This window comes from Bartonella sp. HY328 (genome assembly GCF_025449335.1).
Lineage (GTDB): Bacteria > Pseudomonadota > Alphaproteobacteria > Rhizobiales > Rhizobiaceae > HY038.
The window spans coordinates 1,150,939-1,171,917 of record NZ_CP104883.1 but is presented as its reverse complement, the minus strand read 5'-3'; the positions used below and the strand labels follow the sequence as shown (position 1 = coordinate 1,171,917).

General features: G+C 40.9%; 17 protein-coding genes. 5 read left to right on the top strand and 12 right to left on the bottom strand.

The features are described 5' to 3' along the window. Nucleotides 1–90: 90 nt before the first annotated feature. The 3 genes from N5852_RS04860 to N5852_RS04850 form a co-directional block, all read right to left on the bottom strand. A complete protein-coding gene (locus N5852_RS04860; protein WP_262099298.1) occupies nucleotides 91–636 on the bottom strand; it encodes a hypothetical protein in 546 nt (181 codons plus the stop codon). Nucleotides 637–1,322: 686 nt separating this feature from the next. After that, nucleotides 1,323–1,664, bottom strand: coding sequence for a DUF1491 family protein (locus N5852_RS04855; protein ID WP_315973243.1), 342 nt, complete (start codon nucleotides 1,662–1,664; stop codon nucleotides 1,323–1,325). 137 nt (nucleotides 1,665–1,801) lie between these two features. Then, nucleotides 1,802–3,298: a CoA-acylating methylmalonate-semialdehyde dehydrogenase gene (locus tag N5852_RS04850; protein WP_262099296.1), complete on the bottom strand. Its 1,497-nt coding sequence runs from the start codon at nucleotides 3,296–3,298 to the stop codon at nucleotides 1,802–1,804. Nucleotides 3,299–3,473: 175 nt separating this feature from the next. Between N5852_RS04850 and N5852_RS14715 the strand changes: the two genes are divergently transcribed. Beyond that, the gene (locus N5852_RS14715; RefSeq protein WP_410004230.1) at nucleotides 3,474–3,947 is read left to right on the top strand and encodes a PACE efflux transporter; all 474 of its coding nucleotides are present in this window, start codon (nucleotides 3,474–3,476) and stop codon (nucleotides 3,945–3,947) included. 126 nt (nucleotides 3,948–4,073) lie between these two features. Next, complete coding sequence (locus N5852_RS04845) at nucleotides 4,074–5,702, top strand: acyl-CoA dehydrogenase family protein (RefSeq protein WP_262099295.1); 1,629 nt, start codon at nucleotides 4,074–4,076, stop codon at nucleotides 5,700–5,702. 121 nt (nucleotides 5,703–5,823) lie between these two features. Here the strand turns inward: N5852_RS04845 and N5852_RS04840 are convergent, their stop codons facing one another. Then, complete coding sequence (locus tag N5852_RS04840; protein ID WP_262099294.1) at nucleotides 5,824–6,810, bottom strand: LLM class flavin-dependent oxidoreductase; 987 nt, start codon at nucleotides 6,808–6,810, stop codon at nucleotides 5,824–5,826. 269 nt (nucleotides 6,811–7,079) lie between these two features. Between N5852_RS04840 and N5852_RS04835 the strand changes: the two genes are divergently transcribed. After that, entirely contained in the window at nucleotides 7,080–8,069 is a 990-nt protein-coding gene (locus N5852_RS04835; protein WP_262099292.1) for a hypothetical protein, read from the top strand. Nucleotides 8,070–8,220: 151 nt separating this feature from the next. On the opposite strand, the gene N5852_RS04830 is transcribed toward N5852_RS04835, so the two are convergent. The 8 genes from N5852_RS04830 to N5852_RS04795 form a co-directional block, all read right to left on the bottom strand. Then, a complete protein-coding gene (locus N5852_RS04830) occupies nucleotides 8,221–8,703 on the bottom strand; it encodes a GlcG/HbpS family heme-binding protein (RefSeq protein WP_262099290.1) in 483 nt (160 codons plus the stop codon). A gap of 148 nt (nucleotides 8,704–8,851) precedes the next feature. After that, a complete protein-coding gene (gene tgt / locus N5852_RS04825) occupies nucleotides 8,852–9,982 on the bottom strand; it encodes a tRNA guanosine(34) transglycosylase Tgt (protein ID WP_262099289.1) in 1,131 nt (376 codons plus the stop codon). 1 nt (nucleotide 9,983) lies between these two features. Beyond that, on the bottom strand, nucleotides 9,984–11,066 hold the full coding sequence (gene queA / locus N5852_RS04820) for a tRNA preQ1(34) S-adenosylmethionine ribosyltransferase-isomerase QueA (protein ID WP_262099287.1): 1,083 nt from the start codon (nucleotides 11,064–11,066) through the stop codon (nucleotides 9,984–9,986). A gap of 160 nt (nucleotides 11,067–11,226) precedes the next feature. Then, nucleotides 11,227–11,736: a peptidylprolyl isomerase gene (locus tag N5852_RS04815; protein WP_182418924.1), complete on the bottom strand. Its 510-nt coding sequence runs from the start codon at nucleotides 11,734–11,736 to the stop codon at nucleotides 11,227–11,229. Between the two features lie 147 nt (nucleotides 11,737–11,883). Beyond that, complete coding sequence (locus N5852_RS04810; RefSeq protein ID WP_262099690.1) at nucleotides 11,884–12,444, bottom strand: peptidylprolyl isomerase; 561 nt, start codon at nucleotides 12,442–12,444, stop codon at nucleotides 11,884–11,886. Nucleotides 12,445–12,598: 154 nt separating this feature from the next. Then, nucleotides 12,599–13,096, bottom strand: a complete 498-nt coding sequence (gene coaD, locus N5852_RS04805) for a pantetheine-phosphate adenylyltransferase (RefSeq protein WP_262099285.1) — start codon at nucleotides 13,094–13,096, stop codon at nucleotides 12,599–12,601. 255 nt (nucleotides 13,097–13,351) lie between these two features. Continuing rightward, nucleotides 13,352–16,090, bottom strand: coding sequence for a DNA gyrase subunit A (gene gyrA / locus N5852_RS04800; RefSeq protein ID WP_410004248.1), 2,739 nt, complete (start codon nucleotides 16,088–16,090; stop codon nucleotides 13,352–13,354). A 463-nt stretch (nucleotides 16,091–16,553) separates the two neighbouring features. Next, nucleotides 16,554–17,333 carry an ATP-binding cassette domain-containing protein gene (locus tag N5852_RS04795; RefSeq protein WP_262099284.1) on the bottom strand — a complete coding sequence of 260 codons (780 nt, stop codon included), beginning with the start codon at nucleotides 17,331–17,333 and terminating at the stop codon, nucleotides 16,554–16,556. Between the two features lie 296 nt (nucleotides 17,334–17,629). On the opposite strand from N5852_RS04795, the gene N5852_RS04790 reads away from it, so the two are divergent. Together N5852_RS04790 and N5852_RS04785 are read left to right on the top strand one after the other, a co-directional pair. After that, nucleotides 17,630–18,502: a helix-turn-helix transcriptional regulator gene (locus tag N5852_RS04790; protein WP_262099283.1), complete on the top strand. Its 873-nt coding sequence runs from the start codon at nucleotides 17,630–17,632 to the stop codon at nucleotides 18,500–18,502. 308 nt (nucleotides 18,503–18,810) lie between these two features. Next, nucleotides 18,811–20,946, top strand: a complete 2,136-nt coding sequence (locus N5852_RS04785; protein WP_262099282.1) for a TonB-dependent siderophore receptor — start codon at nucleotides 18,811–18,813, stop codon at nucleotides 20,944–20,946. Nucleotides 20,947–20,979 lie beyond the last annotated feature (33 nt).

Sequence of the window (20,979 nt, the reverse complement as noted above, 5' to 3'; positions counted from 1 at the left end):
TCATGAAACGGAGTTACAGTCTTTAAAAAATATTTAAACATTTTTAATTTTAAAGTAAAATAAAATGCTTTTCAAAACCAATGACAATCTCTATTCAGCACTTTTTCTCAATGATTTGCGCATAAGAATACCAATAATAAGCGCTGCAAAGGTCATAGCAAAAATCAAAGTTATAGCAATAATACGCCCGATAAAGTGATCCTTCGTCGATAGAGTATCGGTGAAAAAGAACTGATTTAGCACAAAAGAAAGACATGCAGCAGCAGCAGCCCAAATAATAACCATCAAAATGATTGAATTATTTTTCCTATATATAAAAGAATATAGCGCAGAAAAAACTGCGATAGGAATAGCTACTACAACATAACACATGACGAGCAGACCCGGCATTTGTTTAATAGCTTGAGTTATTCCTATCATAAGAAAATCATTATAGGGAGTTGCAATAAGATGTTCAGGCGCCGCCATATCATCATTGGCGTAAATTTGGCGCAACTCATTGATATTATCATTCAGTGATTGCCACATTTCATTCACAAACAAAAACGGCGCTATTGTTATACCAATCGCCACCAATAAAGGCGTAAATACCATCGCCATGCATATAAGTTTTTTTTGTTCGCTGGTTAACGCCATTGTTTAATTTCCCGTTTGACTAACTATACTTTATATCCACTATTTACTTAAATGTTTCAACTAATGAATTTTGAGTGTTTTGGGGCGGCATTAATAACTGCATTAACAGATGGACCAAATACGCCGCAAGAGCATAACCTAAGGCTGAAGCCGCCACGCTCCAAAGAAAAAAACCATTTATCATATTAAAAAACGGAGTATCGGTAATTTCCCAATTGATTAAGACTCCGATTAATACTCCCGCTAAAGTCCATATAAAGACCATCATTTTTAATTATTGATGTTTTATATAATAAATGGAATATGCAGCTAAACACAATGTTTGGATTGCGGATAAATTGATACCAGAAAATAAAAAATAAAAATATGTTTCTCGTGAAAACCAGTCTATTCCATTTAAAGCCGGTAGAAAAACTTGAGAAAATTCTTTTTTGGTAATTATTGCTATAAGAATTACGAATAGATTGGCAATAGATTGACATATAGGTAAAATTAGAACACCTAAAAAAATACATCTAACATGAAAATAAAAAGCGTACATTAGCAACCTTAAAATTTAATATAACAATTTATGGACGCGATCTAATTTACTACAAAATCATTTTATATTATATTTATAAAATAAATATAAATCTATATTCAAAAATATAAATTAAACTTAATCTTGTTTACTTCGCTGATATCCATTAGGCCACATTAATATAAGTTGTCAAATCATCAATATTCTCAACTTCAACAAGCCAAATATCAGGATCAAAGCGGAGTTCTTTTTCTAATTTTTCCACCGCACTTGCTTCTTCAACATCAGTTAAAATTTTTATAAATAGCCGACCACCGTCATTTACGGCTTCTTCATAAAAGCTTTGTGGTGCGGGCCCAAATAAATCAATTTGGTTATTTTTAAGCCGCTGCATGATAAAAATTGTACCAGCTTCTAATGCGCCGCGCCGCACAAGATAAGCAAAGCCATTAGCGCCATTAATTTTGCGTATTAATTGCGCCACATAAAAATCAGATGTTAGCCGCAATCCCATAAAATAACTCCAAATTCATCATCATCATAATTGCGATACAATTTCTTAACGCATGTTTTAATATCTAGCATAAAATTACCAATAAAAAAGGCGGACTTATAAGCCCGCCTTTAAAATAATTTATACCAAACTTATTCCATAGTGGGAATAGAAAATTCTGCCCCTTCACGAATACCAGAAGGCCAACGCGATGTAATAGTTTTTGTGCGCGTATAAAAGCGGAAAGCATCAGGCCCATGCTGATTAAGATCACCAAATACTGAGGCTTTCCAGCCGCCAAACGTATAATAGGCAACCGGCGTTGGAATAGGGACATTAATACCAATCATGCCAACTTCAACGCGGGCGGCAAAATCACGAGCCGTATCGCCATCGCGGGTAAATATTGCAACGCCATTGCCATAAAGATGGTCATTAGGCAAGCTAAGTGCTTCTTCATAATTAGCCGCGCGAACAATCGATAAAACTGGGCCAAAAATTTCTTCCTTATAAATGCGCATATCGCGCGTCACATTATCAAATAGACATGGACCAACATAATAGCCGTTTTCATAGCCTTGCAGATTAAAACCACGACCATCAATTACAAGATTTGCACCTTCCTTAACGCCAATATCAACATAATCCAAAATGCGCGCCTTGGCCTCTTTGGTGACCACGGGGCCGTAATCAGCCTGCTTGTCAAGTGATGAGCCAACTTTAAGCGCTTTAATGCGTGGGATAAGCTTTTCAAGCAAGCGTTCAGCCGTTTCTTCGCCAATGGGAACAGCCACAGAAATGGCCATACAACGCTCGCCAGCAGAACCAAAGCCCGCACCAATCAAAGCATCAGCTACTTGATCCATATCAGCATCGGGCATGATGAGCATGTGGTTTTTGGCACCACCAAAAGCTTGGACCCGTTTACCATTTGCGGCGGCGCGCCCATAAATATATTGTGCAATAGCGGTGGAGCCAACAAAGCTTATCGCTTTAACATCAGCTGCATCTAGCAAAGCATCGACTGCTTCTTTACCACCATTTACAACATTTAAAATACCGGCCGGCCCACCTGCTTCTATGAACAATTCGCCAAGGCGCATGGGAACACCAGGGTCACGCTCTGATGGTTTTAAAATAAATGCGTTGCCGCAAGCTATAGCTGGTCCACACATCCACAGCGGAATCATTGCTGGAAAATTAAATGGCGTAATTCCAGCCACAACACCTAAGGCTTGGCGCATGGAATAAGTATCAATACTAGGCCCTGCCCCATCGGTATATTCACCCTTTTGCATATGGGGAACACCAAGGCTTACCTCAACCACTTCCAAGCCGCGTTGAATATCACCAACAGCATCAGCAATGGTTTTGCCATGCTCTTTTGCCAATAATTCCGCAAGCCTATCGATTTCATTTTCAATGAGAGATAAAAACTTGCGCATCACTCGTGCACGTCGCTGTGGATTTACAGCTGCCCATGCTGGCTGAGCTTGCTTTGCATTTTCTACCGCCTCATTTATTTCCGCACTATTAGCAAGGGCAACCTTGCCAATGACTGAGCCATCAAACGGTTGAAATACATCTCCTTGTTGACCGCTTTTTCCAGCTACATTTTTACCACCAATAAAATGACCAATATTTCGCATGTTTTACCTCCACCAAAAATCTCTTTGATGCACATTAACGCTTTTATATTTTTTTAGAAACAAGTGTTTTTCCCTATCCGTTGTGCAAATTTATGCATTAGCCAAAAATTGATAATATTGACTACCCCCTATAATCACTTATAGTTATGCTCTTTTTGTATCTTGGGAGCAAGAATTGCAACAATACGCATCAAATGAGATATCAAGCCATCATCATGATGAGAGATTAATAAAGCGAGGACTTTTTGCGCGAATATTACACGTTACTATTTTTGAAATAATCGCCATTATCCTCACGTCACTTTTTCTAGTTTTCATACAAGGAAAAAGTTTGATTAGCATGGGCGTATTATCGATTATCATCTCACTTATCGCAACGGCTTGGAATGGTATTTTCAATTTTATTTTCGACCAATTGCAAAAAAAATATAAGTTTTCACGGACAAAAATCGTGCGCTTTTGGCATGCATTATGCTTTGAAGGAGGATTGATTTTTTTTACATTGCCCTGTGTTGCATTTTATTTAAACGAAAGTCTATGGTATGCTTTCGTCCTCGATATTGGGCTTTTATTGTTCTTTCTTCCCTATTCCATGGTTTATAATTATATTTATGATAAGATTTATCTTCATTTTACTGCCAAAAGTTAAATCTTAATCGGTTAATATTATCTCTTGATAATAAAAATTTCTATGGCATGGTGCATTTAAAATATATATCGTGCAATTATCAATCAGTTGGAATAATTGGCTCTTTTATTTTCAAGGAATATTAGGTTGCAATCAGAAAACAGCAAATTTAAAACCAGTGACAATTATTTTTTTAGTGATCCGATCCTGTTTCAAACAGCGTCACAGCTTGATATTGCTCTGCTACCATCTTTTTCTGATCTTGGTGATTATACCGCAAGCATAGAAGCTGATGAGCGCGCGCGCCTTGCCCATCGTCACTTGCCTATTCTTAACCTTTATAATCAATGGGGGGAACCGCTTGAAGATGTCGATATCCACCCAGCCTATCATAGCCTATTAACCAGATCGCGCGCTGCCGGCATTGCAGGATCACTATACGAAGATAATCCTGAAGAAGAAGGAAAACGCGCCCAAACCCGTATGATGAGGCTGTTTTTGCTTGGCAGCTTGGAAACGGGACATTTACAAGAATTATGCATCTCAAGCGCTGGCCTTGGCGCACTTCGCCATTGCGAAGAGCTTTATGAACAATGGCAACCACAGCTTGCAAGTCCAATGCATGACCCTGCCCGCATGGCCTTTCCGCGTAAGGAGGGGGCAAGCATTTCCCTTGCCATCCAAGAATTAGCATCTGGTAAAAGCACCATATCAGCCTGCACCTCAAAAGCTGAAGCCATGTATGAAGACGGCGAAGGCGCTGATAGCGTTTTTCGTATCAGCGGTGAAAAAATAAGGGTGATAAATCCGGTTGCAGATGGCTTTTTGGTAAGTGCCGCGATTAAGGATGAGCCATGCCTGTTCCTAGTCCCACGTCTGCTTGGTTCTGGCCAATTAAACGGCATTAGTTTACGCCCAGCTATTAAAGATGCGTCGGTTCTTACCGCGCCTTTTGCTAATATGATATTTGAGCAAAGTGCCGGTTGGCTTGTTGCCAAGGAAAATCAGTTCACAACAATTATCAACGAAATATTTGACAATCTTGGCAATGATAATGCCGTTATGGGAGCGAGTATCGCACGCGCAGCCATGCGCGGTGCAGTTGATTTATTGCGTATGCAAAAAGAAAACGGCAAGGAAAATATATTTTATAGCCGCATGCTAGCCGATGCGGCATTGGATTGCGCCGCTTTAACCATTTTGGCATTGCGGCTTGGCCAATCCATAGACATTGCCGCTCAAAACGAGGTTCAGGCGGTTTGGGCAGAACTTTTACGCCCTGTTGTTGCCTATTGGAGTGAGCAGCTCGCCCGTCAAATTACTGATTGCGCTATTACCACGCGTACTGATTTCCCACTTCAAAAGGGAGAACGCACCCATCGAGGCTTACGTTTTTTTGGCCGCAATCGTAGTTTTGAAAAAACGCCTAATGATCATATTCAAGATTTTATGAAAGCAGTAAAAAAATATCCCGATCATTTTGAAAATATTATTATTGGTCTTGCTGGCAATATTGGATCTGCCGGCCCAAGAACTGCCGAAGTCTTGCAAGTGGCGGCTAAAATGGCGGTTAATGATAGTGGATCGGCCTTTTTGCTGATGGAGCAATTTGCCTATACTGCTGCTGCGGCCGCCTTAAGCCGCCTGGATATCGACATGGTAGCCAATGCCTTTGTTGAAAGCCGATTAGGTGGGCAATGGCGCTCGACTTACGGCATGATGAGCCCGCGTTTTAATGCAACCTTTATTTTAGAAGCCCTATATCCATCAGCATAAGAAATTTAAGCCTATCAGAAGATTTTCTCTGATAGGCTTTAATTTAAATAATGAACTGTTTTCTTGTGATACCAACAATCACACATTTTCTAACTAATAGAAGAATAGAAAATAATTCGATCTACAACGTTTCCATAATCTCACTTAACAACGAAAACGATTTTTTGCGCGCTTCATGATCATGAACCGTTGTTGTTATAATAAGCTCATCAGCCTTGGTGCGCGCCAATAAATTAGCAATGCCTTCGCGTATAGTTTGCGGTGAACCAATAACCGAGCAAGAAAGCGTTTGCTCAAGGATCATCTGGAATTGCTCTGGCAAAGACTTAACGAAATTTTCTTGCGGACGCGGTAATGGCCCAGCGCGCCCAGTACGCAAATTAACAAAGGATTGTTGCAACGAAGTAAAGAGATATTGCGCCTCTTCATCACTATCGGCAACAATGGCATTAAGCGCCACCATGGCATGCGGTTTTTTCAACGTCTCTGAGGGCTCAAACCGCTCCCGATAGATTTTTAACGCATTATCAAGCTCAGCTGGCGCAAAATGCGAAGCAAAAGCATAAGGAAGCCCTAAGATAGCGGCCAATTGCGCACCAAAAAGGCTGGAGCCTAAAATCCATATTGGTACATTTTCTCCAGCCCCTGGAACTGCGCGAACTTGCTGTCCGTCCGATGCTTCTTTAAAATAACCAAGCAGCTCAACCACATCTTGGGGAAAAGAATTGGCATCAAGATCATGGCGATGGCGCAAGGCACGTGCAGTAAGCTGGTCGGTACCAGGAGCGCGCCCTAAACCCAATTCAATACGCCCCGGATAAAGCGCTGAAAGCGTTCCAAATTGCTCGGCAATAACCAAGGGCGAATGGTTTGGTAACATAATGCCACCTGATCCTAAAATAATTTTATTGGTGACTGCCGCCACTTGACCAATTAAAACCGCAGTCGCAGCACTGGCAATTCCTGTCATATTATGGTGTTCAGCATACCAAATACGCTTAAATCCAAGATTTTCGACATGGCGTGCAAGGTCTATTGAATTGCGCAAGGCATCCTTGGGCGTGCTCCCTTCAGGAACATTAGATAAATCAAGAACGGAAAATTTCATTTGCCCTATCTTTTCAAGCGCCATCGCGCCATTGGTGTTTAAACTCAGTTATTTAAATAACTGGGCTTTCAAGAGCGTAAATTCAAGGGTAAAAATTTAAGCAGAGGGCTGCTAAATGCTTACAGCTTTTACATGCGTAAATATAATAATCACATCGTTAATACAATGACTTATATTGTTGGTAAATAGTATTTTACGATAAATTAAATTTGTAAACGCTGCTAAAATAATCAAAATATAGCAAACTGCTTAAATATATTGGAGGTGTCATGAAAAAAATTATTGCATTGTTTATTTTTGCAATTTTAAGCCTTAATAGTCATCGTGCTATGGCAGAAAATACTAGCAAAGGCTGTCCCACGGACACCGAACAAGCCTATAAAACTGTGTTACAGTTAAAAGAACTTGGCAAGTTTGAAGATATTATGCCTTGTTTAAAAGATAAAGCACTCTTGCTAAAAATCTTGGGAGCAGCACAAAACAACGATTTAGATGCGATTGAAATTGCAGGCACAGCATATATTGCTGGGATAGAAGGCACCTTTAAGCCTAATTACCTAATCGGCAATGAATATTTTAGGCGATTAAAACAAGAAACCAATGGCGAGGTATCCAATATTGAAGAGCTTGATATGGTTATTCAGTCAACCAAATATCTTGTTCAACAAGCAGAAGATGACGATAAGATCCTCTATGGAACGATGCAAATCGAAGAACGATTACGCTGGAATGAATGCGACGAAGCGATGTTTGATATTTCGGCTAATATTATCACGCAAACAAGCAAACAAACACAAGATATCGAAAAACTCAATAAAGCCTTAAGTGTTTGTCAAACAACCGCAAAAAGCTTTGAATATAATTTACGTCGCCCTATTTACCTAACACGCTTATATCAGCTTTTGGGTGATGATAAATCTGCGCAAGAAGTACATGACGCAGCCCTTTTAAAAAATGGTATTCGCATCAGTGGAGATTTTTTAAAAACACTAGGTGATAAATTATTTTACCGTAAAAAACAGGATGCCCAAGCCAATTACTTGGCTGCGGCAATTGCTGGCAACAAAAAGTCGATATGCTTACTTGGATATAACTATCTCTACCCTGATTTAGCACCCAAAATGCTGCAAAATCCACAAGATTATCAAGAGGAATACACTAAAATTATTGCTTGGTATGATGTAGGAATTAGCAAAGACGAAAGTGACTGCCAAGAATTTCGTGATAGCTTGGTCAAATTGTTTGATAAAAACAAATAATAATCACGCAAAAATAACGAAGATGAGCCTTGTTATATTTTACAAAAATTTCTTATAAAACAATCAGTTAATTACGCATTATCTATTTAATTTTTACCTTGGTAGGATATCTAGCAAATATTGCAACACTGCTAGATATCCTAATCATTAGTTATTTTTTGACAATAGCATCAATACCAGCTTGGGCGCATTCGGCATCAATAGCACCGCTTGGCGCACCACCAACACCAATACCACCAACCAATGCGTCACCAATTTTAATTGGCAAACCACCGCCTTGGATAACAAAACGCGCATCCATATCACGAAGACCTGCATTTTCTGGATTTTTGGCAATAAACTCCGCAAGACTAGCGCTATCGCGTCCCATAGCAGCCGATGTAAATGCCTTGCCTTGCGCGCTGCCTGCCGTATGAGGACCAGACTGATCAGCTTTTAACAAGACTTTGGTTGAACCGTCTCTTGAGACGATGGCAACACTGACATTATGCCCCTTAGCTGCACATGCATCAAGGGCAGCATGGGCCGCCTTACCTGCAAGGCTTAATGGCAAATAAGGTGCGGTTGGCAAATCTTGTGCAAAAGCAAAATTAGGCAAAAGACCAAGAGATAAAATCATCAATATGCGTTTCATAATAGCTATCCTTTTTAAGGGTAATCGATTATATGCAGTAAACTGCAAATGATATTTTAAAATCGTCACTTATAGTAAGATACTAGTATGACATTACCGTTTCTCGCTTTCAAGAAACAATAATGCTTTGATTGTTTATCCATTACATTTAAAGCGGAGCCATATCACCTTTGGCCCAAGCTTCGCTTGTTTCACCACAAAAATCCTCATATCGGCCAGCTTCAATCGCTGCCCTTATGCCTGCCATTAAGTCTTGATAATAGCTAAGATTATTCCACGTTAACAACATTGAACCTAAAGCCTCATTGGATTTTATCAAATGGTGTAAATATGCACGGCTATAATCGCGCGCGGCAGGGCAAGAAGATTGTGGGTCTAGTGGGCGGTGGTCTTCATTATGGCGGGCATTGCGTAAATTGACCTTACCAAAGCGCGTGAAAGCTAAACCATGGCGGCCGGCGCGCGTGGGCATCACGCAATCAAACATATCAATACCGCGTGCAACAGCTTTAATAATGTCGTCAGGCGTGCCAACACCCATCAAATAACGTGGCTTTTCACGCGGTAAAATTGGACAAGTAACATCCAGCATATCCATCATTACTTGCTGCGGTTCCCCTACCGCAAGGCCGCCAACGGCATAACCTTTAAGATCCAGCGCTTTTAATGCTTCTGCTGAGCGTTCACGCAAAGGCACATTATCACCGCCCTGCACAATACCAAACATCGCCTTGCCAGCCTGAATCCCAAAGGCATCCTTACAACGCTGTGCCCAGCGCAAGGATAATTCCATGGCTTTTTCCATTTCACTAAAGGTCGCTGGCAAAGCCACACATTGATCAAGCTGCATTTGAATATCTGAATCAAGTAAGCCTTGAATTTCAATCGAGCGTTCAGGCGACATTTCATAGCGCCGGCCATCAATATGGGATTGGAAGGTGACGCCTTTTTCATCTAATTTACGTAAACCCGCCAAGGACATCACTTGAAAACCGCCTGAATCGGTGAGAATTGGACCTTGCCAACGGGCAAATTCATGCAAGCCCCCAAGCTTTGCAACCCGCTCCGCCCCCGGGCGCAGCATTAAATGATAGGTGTTGCCAAGAATAATATCTGCGCCAAGGTCTTTAACCTGATCCATATACATGGCTTTTACTGTACCGCCCGTGCCAACAGGCATAAAGGCAGGTGTGCGTACGCTACCGCGTGGCATGGTGATTTCGCCGCGCCGTGCCTTTTTATCCTCTGCAATCAATTTAAAGGTAAAATTTTCACTCATTTTATTTATCCTGCAGTTTTAAAGCATCTTCATTGCGCGTTAATAAGCTACTATCGCCATAGGAATAAAAACGATAGTCATTATCAATTGCATGCCTATAGGCATTTTTCATCGTATCTAATCCAGCAAAAGCTGAAACCAGCATAAACAGCGTTGAACGCGGTAAATGGAAATTGGTAATCAACTGATCAACAATTTTAAACCGATAACCGGGCGTTATAAAAATATCGGTAGCACCAGACCATGCTGCTAAGATACCATCATCTTTTGCAGCACTTTCAAGCAAACGTAATGCGGTTGTGCCAACGGCTACTATGCGCCCACCGCGTGCGCGCACAGCATTTAAATGATCTGCAACCTCTTGGCTAATATGACCAATTTCCGAATGCATTTTGTGGTCAACCGTATCATCCACCTTAACCGGTAAAAATGTACCCGCGCCAACATGCAAAGTTACAAAATGCTGCTCTAAACCTTTTTCTTTCAAACTATCAAGTAGGCTATTGGTAAAATGCAAGCCCGCTGTTGGTGCAGCAACGGCGCCCTCTTCACGGGCAAAAACCGTTTGATAATCCTTGGTATCCTGTGCATCTTCACCGCGCCTTGCCGCAATATAAGGTGGCAAAGGCATATGCCCAATAAAGGCTATTGCACTATCAAGCTCTGCGCCAGACTTATCAAAAGTAAGCAGCATTTCTCCAGCTTCACCCTTTTCACTGACCTGCGCTTCCAATCTTTGATCTGCCTTGCTAAAGACAATAATCTCGCCCTCATTTAACCGTTTGGCTGGGCGCACAAAAGCTTTCCAACTATTAGGCGACATGCGCATATGCAGGGTTGCACCAATATGGGCGACAGCCTCACCGCGTGTTCGTGTGCCTTCAAGCCGCGCTGGGATAACCTTAGTATCATTAAAAACCAATACGTCCCCTGCCCGCAAAAGCTTGGGTAAATCGCCAATATGGAAATCACTTGGAATATGGCTTTCATCAATGACCAATAATTTTGCAGCCTCGCGCGGCACCAAAGGGCGCAAAGCAATATGGCTTTCCGGCAATTCAAAATCAAAAAGGTCTACATTCATGGAAATAACTAACTATTGGAACATGGATAAAAAGGGTAAAACTTAGCATAAGGTTTTGTGTTCGTGATTGATAGTCATATTTTAAACTTACTATACAAGTTTATGACATAAAAAAGCGGAGCATATTGCTATGCCCCGCTTTATTCGACTAATCAAATATTTACTCAGCGTCAGAGGCAACATATGCCTTCAAAATAACATCTGGATCACGCACAGGCTCACCGCGCTTGATTTTATCGACATTTTCCATGCCTTCAATCACTTGACCCCAAACGGTATATTGGCGATCAAGGAATGATGCATCTTCAAAACAGATGAAGAATTGGGAATTTGCTGAATTTGGATTTTGGCTACGCGCCATTGAAGCTGCACCACGAACGTGCTTAGCATTAGAAAATTCTGCCTTAAGGTCTGGCTTGGAAGAGCCGCCCATGCCAGCACGTGCTGCATTAAACTTGGCTGAATCGGTTTTACCATATTCAACATCGCCAGTTTGCGCCATAAAACCATCAATCACGCGGTGGAACACAACATTATCATAAGCGCCCTCGCGAGCGAGTTCCTTAATACGCTCTACGTGACCAGGAGCAAGATCAGGAAATAGCTCAATTGCTACATTTCCCTTGGTTGTTTCAAGGATGAGGGTATTTTCCGGATCTTTATAAGCCATTCGACATTACTCCTGTTGTTTTTTCCCTTTTTATGCAAAGGGCCAATTATGTCAATAAGCAGATAGAGTTTTAATAAAATTAAAAATAAACTATCCGCTTAAAAATGAGAAAGCGCCCAGTCATGAGCGCGTATTAAATTATTTGGGTTATTTTACTGAAGATACAAGGCTTGCCTTGATAATATGGTCAGGATTTTCAACTTTACCATTATCACTGCTTGAGCCTTTTTTAATTTTATCGACCACATTCATACCTTTGATAACCTTGCCAACAACAGTATATTGACCATCTAGGCTTGATGCTGAATCAAAACAAATGAAGAATTGTGAATTGGCTGAATTTGGATTTTGGCTCCGCGCCATGCCAACAGTACCACGCACAAATGGTTCTTTTGAAAATTCTGCATTAATATTTGGATATTGAGAACCACCCATGCCAGCAGAATTGGCATCAAAGCCTTTTTTCAAATTGCCAAATTGCACATCACCAGTTTGTGCCATAAAACCATCAATCACGCGGTGAAAAACCACATCATTATATGCGCCATCGCGTACTAGCTTTTTAATTTGCTCAACATGCTTTGGTGCAAGATCAGGGCGCAATTGAATAGCAACATCGCCATCTTTTAATGTAAGAACAAGGATATTGTCATTATCTGCAGCCGACGAAGGTGCAATAAAGGCTAAACTCGCGGCAATAAACAGCATAATTGCTGCAATTTTTTTAAACAAAGTCATAGTGATTAGTACTCCAATTGTGTTTGACTACATTTAATTCTCTATTGAAAATCAAATGAAAAGCCGAAGCTTGGCTAAAACTTAAATACTATGCAAATTTATAATATGAAATAAGCAAAGCATATTAAGGTTGAAACTTGTTTTTTAAAGCATGGGCGACAATTTCCGGCACAAAGTGCGAAACATTACCACCCATAGATGCAATCTGCCGCACCAATGTGGCAGTAATAGCACGAACTGAAATACTTGCTGGTAAAAATACCGTTTGTATATCGGGCGACATAGTCGCATTCATACCGGCAAGCTGCATTTCATAATCAAGATCGCTGCCATCGCGCAAACCACGAATGAGCAAAGATGCGTCTAATTCTCGTGCTTTATCAACAACCAGATTATCAAAGGCAATAACCTCGATACGTTTTGCGTCGCACTTAAATTCATCATTCGCAACAGCATGAATAAGATCTTTACGCTCAACAAAGGAAAAAAGCGGCTGTTTACCTGGATGAATACCAATAGCAACAATCACCCTATCGGCAATTTTCAAGCTGCCGCGCAATACATCAAGATGACCATTGGTGATTGGATCAAACGACCCCGCATAAATGCCAATTGGCTTCATGGCTTAACTTTCATTTAGAGCGTTTTTCCGAAAAGTGTGAAGCGGTTTTCGGATAAAAAACGCAGGTAAACAATGGATTAGAGCGCCAATCTGATCCAACCAGATTGAAATGCGCTCTAACGCAATGATGTTCAATAATATTACTAAACATATACCATAAAAAAAAATCCTGCAAAAACCTTTATCATTTTTGCAGGACTTTTATTTTATCTTTTTTGCTATTCAAACTTAAAAACTGTCAAAATAGCAAAATTCTTATTCTGCGTTAGGTTCGCTAGCTTCCACTACAATAGCGGCTGCATCAGGTGAAGCATTATCTTCCCCCTCGTCACCAACCTCGTCTTCGGGATCAGAAATACGCTCAACCGACACAACTTTTTCACCGCCAGAAACATTGAAAATTGTAACGCCCTTGGTTGAACGGCCAGCAATGCGGATACCATCAATAGGCACACGAATAAGCTGTCCACCATCAGACACCAACATAATCTGATCGGAACTTTCAACTGGGAAAGTTGCAACCAATGAACCAATTTCGTTGGTTTTTGATGTATCTGTTGCCTTAATACCCTTACCACCACGATTGGAGGTACGGAAATCATAAGAAGATGCCCGTTTGCCGTAACCAAATTCAGAAACGGTAAGCACCATTTGTTCAGCACGTTGCAACTCATGATAACGCTCATCATTAAGATCAACGTTTTCTGTCACTTCTTCATCACTTTCAACAACATCTTCAGCATCACTACCTAAGGCACGACGCTCGGCAATAGCGCGTTTGATATAGGCTGCACGTTCTGCTGGTGTTGCTTCAACATGGCCTAAAATAGCCATCGAGATTACCGTATCTTCTTCAGCCAAGTTAATACCACGTACACCAACCGAGTTTCGGCCAGCAAAAACACGCACATCAGTCACCGCAAAACGGATACATTGACCTTTAGCAGTGGTAAGCAAGACATCATCATTTTCGGTACAAGTGGCAACAGAAAGGATCTCATCTTGTTCCTCGTCCAACTTCATGGCGATTTTACCACCACGATTAACCTGAACAAAATCTGATAGCTTATTACGGCGCACCGTGCCACGGGTTGTTGCGAACATCACATCAAGTTCTGCCCAGCTTGCTTCATCTTCAGGCAATGGCATAATGGTGGTAATACGTTCGTTAGGCTGCAATGGCAACATATTAATCAAGGCTTTACCACGCGATTGCGGGGTACCTGCCGGCAAACGCCAAACCTTTTCTTTATAAACAATACCGCGCGATGAGAAGAACAAGATTGGCGTATGGGTATTTGCCACAAAGAGCCGTGTTACGAAATCTTCATCCTTGGTCGCCATACCAGAACGCCCCTTACCGCCACGGCGCTGTGCGCGATAGGTTGATAATGGAACACGCTTAATATAGCCCGTATGACTTACAGTCACCACCATATCTTCACGGGCGATAAGGTCTTCATCATCAACATCGGAGCCACCAAGCCCAAAAGTTGTGCGGCGTTTGGCAAGCTTATCATCCATATTACCAAACTCATCACGAACGGCCAAAAGCTCGTCCTTGACAATGGTCATAATACGAATACGTGAAGATAAAATATCAAGATAATCAGCGATTTCTACGCCAATTTCGTTGAGCTCATTGGCAATTTCATCGCGGCCAAGGGCAGTCAAACGCTGCAAGCGCAATTCAAGAATTGCACGCGCCTGCTCTTCCGATAAATTATAGGTATTATCATCATGCACAATATGACGCGGATCATCAATCAATTTAATCAATGATGTCACGTCTTCTGCTGGCCAGCGGCGTTCCATTAACTGTTCACGCGCAGTCGCCGGATCCGGAGCTTTACGAATAAGCGCAATAATTTCATCGATATTAGCAACAGCAATAGCAAGACCAACGAGAACATGGGCGCGTTCACGCGCTTTGCGCAGCAAATATTTTGTACGCCTGCTTACAACTTCTTCTCTAAAAGTGATAAAGGCACGTAAAATATCCATTAAGCCCATTAAAATAGGCTTACCACCATTAAGTGCTACCATATTGCAACCAAAAGAGGTCTGCAAAGGCGTATATCGATAAAGCTGATTTAGCACCACATCGGCAACAGCATCGCGTTTTAACTCAATAACCACACGATAACCATCGCGATCAGATTCATCGCGCAAATCTGAAATGCCTTCAATGCGCTTATCGCGCACTAACTCGGCCATTTTTTCAATCATGGTCGCTTTATTGACCTGATAGGGAACCTCCGTCACAATAATCGCTTCACGATCATTGCGGATAGGCTCAATCTCAACCTTAGCCCGCATAACAACCGAGCCACGGCCAGTTTCATAAGCGGAGCGAATGCCAGCACGGCCTAAAATAATGCCGCCAGTTGGAAAATCTGGGCCTGGAATAATTTCCATCACTTCTTCCAAAGTAATGGCAGGATTATCGATTAAGGCAACGCAGCCATCAATTACTTCACCCAGATTATGAGGTGGAATATTGGTAGCCATACCAACAGCAATACCACCAGAACCATTAACCAATAGATTAGGAAAGCGTGCTGGAAGAACAACTGGCTCTTGCTTTGAACCATCATAATTGTCTTGAAAATCAACAGTTTCCTTATCAATATCACCAAGCAAAGTATCCGAAAGCTTTTCCAAGCGACACTCAGTATAACGCATAGCGGCTGGTGGATCACCATCGATTGAGCCAAAATTGCCCTGCCCATCAATCAACGGATCGCGCAATGACCAATCTTGCGCCATACGCACCAAAGCATCATAGATTGAAGCATCACCATGAGGGTGATATTTACCCATAACCTCACCGATAACAGCGGCAGATTTACGGTATGGTTTATTATAAGCCAATCCCATTTCGTTCATGGCGTAAAGAATACGTCTATGTACAGGCTTAAAACCATCACGCACATCGGGCAAAGCGCGCGATACGATAACGCTCATTGCGTAATCGAGATAGGAGCGCTGCATCTCCTCGATGATGTTTACTGGTTCAATACCTTGTACGTCACCGCTATCGGGTGGCAATATCTGATCGTTCACGTGTTTAACCATTCTGTTAAATTACGACTCAAAATTCTATTTGTTATAGCCGAAAGCAATATAAAAAGCCAATTTAGGCGCCTGTTTTTTTGAATAAATAAATCTATAAATTCAGCAACTTAAATAAATCAACTGAAAAATCAGTGGATGAACAATTATAAAGCATAAAACAAAGCTTATATTTTATCGAAAACACATAAATACAGACTAAAATACGGCAAAATTATAATAATGGGCATAAGTTTGCTCATTGGATGATAAATTTACTACCATTTTAAAACATCACTATGAAACAATTTAACCGCCTCATATTGGCAACATTACAAGACCCTGCAAGCCTCAAGCAACAAACAAAATCACTTGAGCCCCCAATATTCGCGCCTATATACAACTAAAGCGGAACGGCTACCTTCTGCTGCGCATGGGCATCCTTTAATATTTCCATTGGTATATTATAAATTTCTTGCAAGGTTTCTGGCGTCATAATATCAAGAGCACTTGCTTGTTTAATTAATTTTCCGCCCTTTAAAGCAAAAATATAATCGCAAAAGCGCGCAGCCATATTAATATCATGCAGTACCATAAAAACGCTTAAATTATGCTCAAGCGATAAGCTTCGCACCAAACTCAATATTTCTATTTGATGCCCAACATCTAAAGCAGAGGTCGGTTCATCAAGCAACAAACAACGGGCATCCTGTGCAATCAGCATTGCAATCCACACCCGCTGACGCTCGCCGCCTGATAAGGTTTCCACCAAGCGATCTTTAAAAGGTAAAACACCTGTCGCTTCCATAGCCCTTTCTACTTTCTTCGCGTCATCTTCACCGAAACGTCCCAGCGCACCATGCCAAGGATAGCGTCCCAAGGCGACCAATTCATGCACCAACATGCCTGACGCAACCGCAGGCTGTTGTGGCAAATAAGCAAGGTGGCGAGCAAAATCACGACCATTCCATTGATTAAGAGGGCGGCCACAAAAAATAATATTTCCACTGGTCACGGTCTGCTGACGCGCCAAAATTTTTAACAAGGTTGACTTGCCAGAGCCATTATGACCGATCAATGCAGTGACTTTACCCGCCGCTATCTCCATATCCAGCGGCGCTAAAAGATCACGATCCTGCATTGTAAAACGCGCCTTTTCCAATTTAAATAGTAAGTCTGTCATAAGGATCCTTAAAAAAAGATTATTTGCAATCGCCCATTTGCAAGCTTAGTAAAACAAACTTATCTGAATAAAGAAAGATTAAACATTGCATAATAAACATGACTGTTATAGACAAGTTAAAAGAGTTTAGGATATAGATCTTGCGATTGCAATGGCTATCTTACGCCTAAATTAAACGCATCAACAAACATCATTTCGAGCATGAACAATTAGGGTCATATGCAAGATAGTACTTAAGTTTATATCTTTTACGAAATTAAAAGTTAATAAACCTTAAAACTAAAGGAGCAAGCTTTTTGAGCTTTCATCCCCAAATGGAATGCCAAATTGGCGGCATTAAGTTAATTGATAAACTAAAATATCGCATTTTAGAAGGCGCAATTATTGATGTATGGACGGTTGAATGCGGCCCTAACATGCAAGGACATTATCTTTCACGAGCACCGCGTTTATTTTTTGTTTTGGAAAACAGTGCAGAGATTAGTTTTTTTAATAATCATGACAACAAACCAAACCAGCCATTAAATGCCTTGGACCTATGTTACATTCCTGCTAATTGTCCAGTATCAAGTCATCTTACAAAATCAGGTTTTCTAAAGCATCTTGATATTCATTTCGATATTGATCTTTTACAACAACATTTTGAAGGTTGCATCGACACTCAACGCATCAATCAACCTAATTTGTTCTTTCAAAACCCACGCATTGCACAAATTGCAAATCTATTAGCGCAAGAATGCAACAACCAAACACCATTGCATAATTTATTTAGTGAAGGTTTACTCTATGCACTCGTTGCTGAACTTTTTCAAATAACCCACAGCCCATTAAAGCGCTCTGGCACTCTTAGCCAACGCCAATTAAAACAAGTAACCCAATTTATTGAAAATAATTACGATCGTATCATAAGAATTGAAGAACTTGCCAACATTTGCGGTCTTTCTAAATCCTATTTTTGTACAGCCTTTAAAATGACTACAGGTATTTCGCCATTAAGTTTTCAAATGCAGCGCCGCATAAAAAAAGCTAAACTATTATTAGAGCGCGAACAACGTCCCTTATCTGATATAGCAACAACAATCGGCTTTTCTGACCAAGCTCATTTTACACGCGTGTTTAAAAAAATAAATGGCACAACACCAAAGGAATGGGTCAAAATATTTAACTGAAAGATGAAGAAATTGAGATAAGGGAAATAATCGAACCTTTTATTTATAGCTTCGCATTTTCACTCGATCTTTAATGCTTTTTTCAATTGAATGCAATTTTCGCGTTTAGCTTTTTAAGTAATATCATTCAAAAATTCAAAATATCAGACAAGCTTTTTATTAAAATATGAATTAAAAAATCATATTTCTCATATTGCCATTTAGTTCGGTCTAGCAATCAGTTGCAACCATACTAGTTATAGCACCTAAATCGGCTTTATACGCTCAAATCAACAATTGTTATTTTATAGCCTAAAGGGTTTCAATCAATGGCATCATCACGTCTGTTTACATTTTTACTTGCTTTAGCAGCAAGTACATCGCTTAGCCACACTTATGCAAATGCCCAACAAAATACCAATACCACTCTAGAAACCGTAGTTATAAATAATGATGATACGGCTGTAAGCCCAGTTGCTGGTTTTGTCCCCCAAGTAACCGCTACAGGCTCAAAAGCAGCTGTGAATATAAGTAAAATTCCTCAATCAGTTTCGGTTGTTGGCCGCGACCAAATGGATGCAACTGGCGCACAAAAACTTGACGAGGCGCTACGCTATACAGCGGGGGTTTTTGCTCAACCTTTTGGTGTCGATAATGATACCAATTGGATATATATCCGTGGTTTTGATGCAACCCAAACTGGAACCTATCTTGATGGTTTGCAAAACTTTAGCTACGGTTTTGGTGGCTTTTTAATTGATAGTTATAATATCGAGCGCATTGAGGTATTAAAAGGTCCTGTAGCAGCCCTTTATGGCGGCGCAAATCCTGGTGGCATTGTCAACTACATTAGCAAACGCCCAACATTTGATCGTATCCGAGAAACTGAAATTGGCGTAAACAGCTATGGTAACGCCTATATTGGTTTTGACATGGGTGACAAGGTTACGGATACTTTAAGCTATCGTATTAATGGCAAAATTCAAGGTGGCAATAATTACACCGACCATGCGGAAGAATTTCGCGGTGTTATTTCCCCAAGCATTGAATTTAAACCCGATGAAGCAACGCGGCTTACAATTTTAGGCAATTACACCCATTTAGATTTAACCCATGATGGTGGCGGCTTTTTACCTTATTATGGCACGGTTGTACCAACACAATTTGGCAAAATTCCACGAACTATCAACTATACCGAGCCCTCTGTCGATTCTTATGACCGTGAGCAGGCTAGTATCGGTTATGAATTTGAACACCGCTTTGACAATGATTGGACTGTCCGACAAAATGTACGTTATGGCTATGCCCATGTTAAAGAACATAGCCTTTACGCATATGGCTATGAGGGTTTTTTATCACAGCCTAGTTTAAATAATCCCAATGTTGCACGTATCAATTTTAAACATGACACGGAAGTAAACACTTTTGTTGCCGACAATATGCTTGAAGGTAGTGTAAATACCGGAGCAATTACCCATAATTTATTATTTGGAGCTGAATATCGGTATTTTTTAATCAACCAAATGCAACAAACCGGTAGCGCAACTGTTATTGACGGCTATAATCCTGTTTATGGCGCAGCACAGGGCCCAATGTGGGATCCTTATATTGATCAAAAATTAACTCGCAACCAGTTTGGTATTTATGCCCAAGACCGCATGGAATTTGGCGAAGGTTGGATTTTAACTTTAAATGGCCGTTATGACCATGTTTGGACCAAAGCCAAAGGCTTACCTGAATATGAGTATAATACGGGACGCTGGTCTGGTCGTGCTGGTCTTGGTTATGAATTTGACAACGGGCTAACCCCCTATGCTAGCGTTGCCACATTTTTTAATCCAATCATTGATACGCTTTTTGACAATAGCTACGCCAAGCCAGAAACCGGTACCCAATATGAAATCGGCATGAAGTACCGTCCACAAATATTTGATGGCTTAATCACTGCATCATTGTTTGATTTAACCAAGGAAAATTCCTTAACTGGTTCAAGTTTTGCACGCACCCAGCTTGGCAAAGTCAATTCACGCGGCTTTGAATTAGAAGTGCAAGCCAATATTACGCAATCATGGAAACTCATTGGCAATTTCACCACCTCCAAGATCAAAATCAAGGACGATGAAACAACACCGAGCCTGATTGGCAACCGTCCTTACCTTATTCCAGAACAACAGGCAGCCTTATTTACAGAATATCGCATTAGCAGTGGCAAGCTTGAAGGTTTAACCCTAGGCGGCGGTGTGCGCTATGTTGGCTCAACTTTTGCCGATGAAGAAAACACCCTTAAAGTACCAGCAGTTACTCTTGCCGACTTAAAACTTGGTTATGAAAAAGATAATTGGGGCGTCGATATTAACGTCACCAACTTGTTCAACAAGGGCTATGTATCAGGTTGCCAAGGCATTTTTGTTTGTAGCTATGGCGAGGGTCGCAAAACCCTTTTACGTATGCATACGAAATGGTAAGATAATATAAGCGCTTTATTGATCACAAAAAAT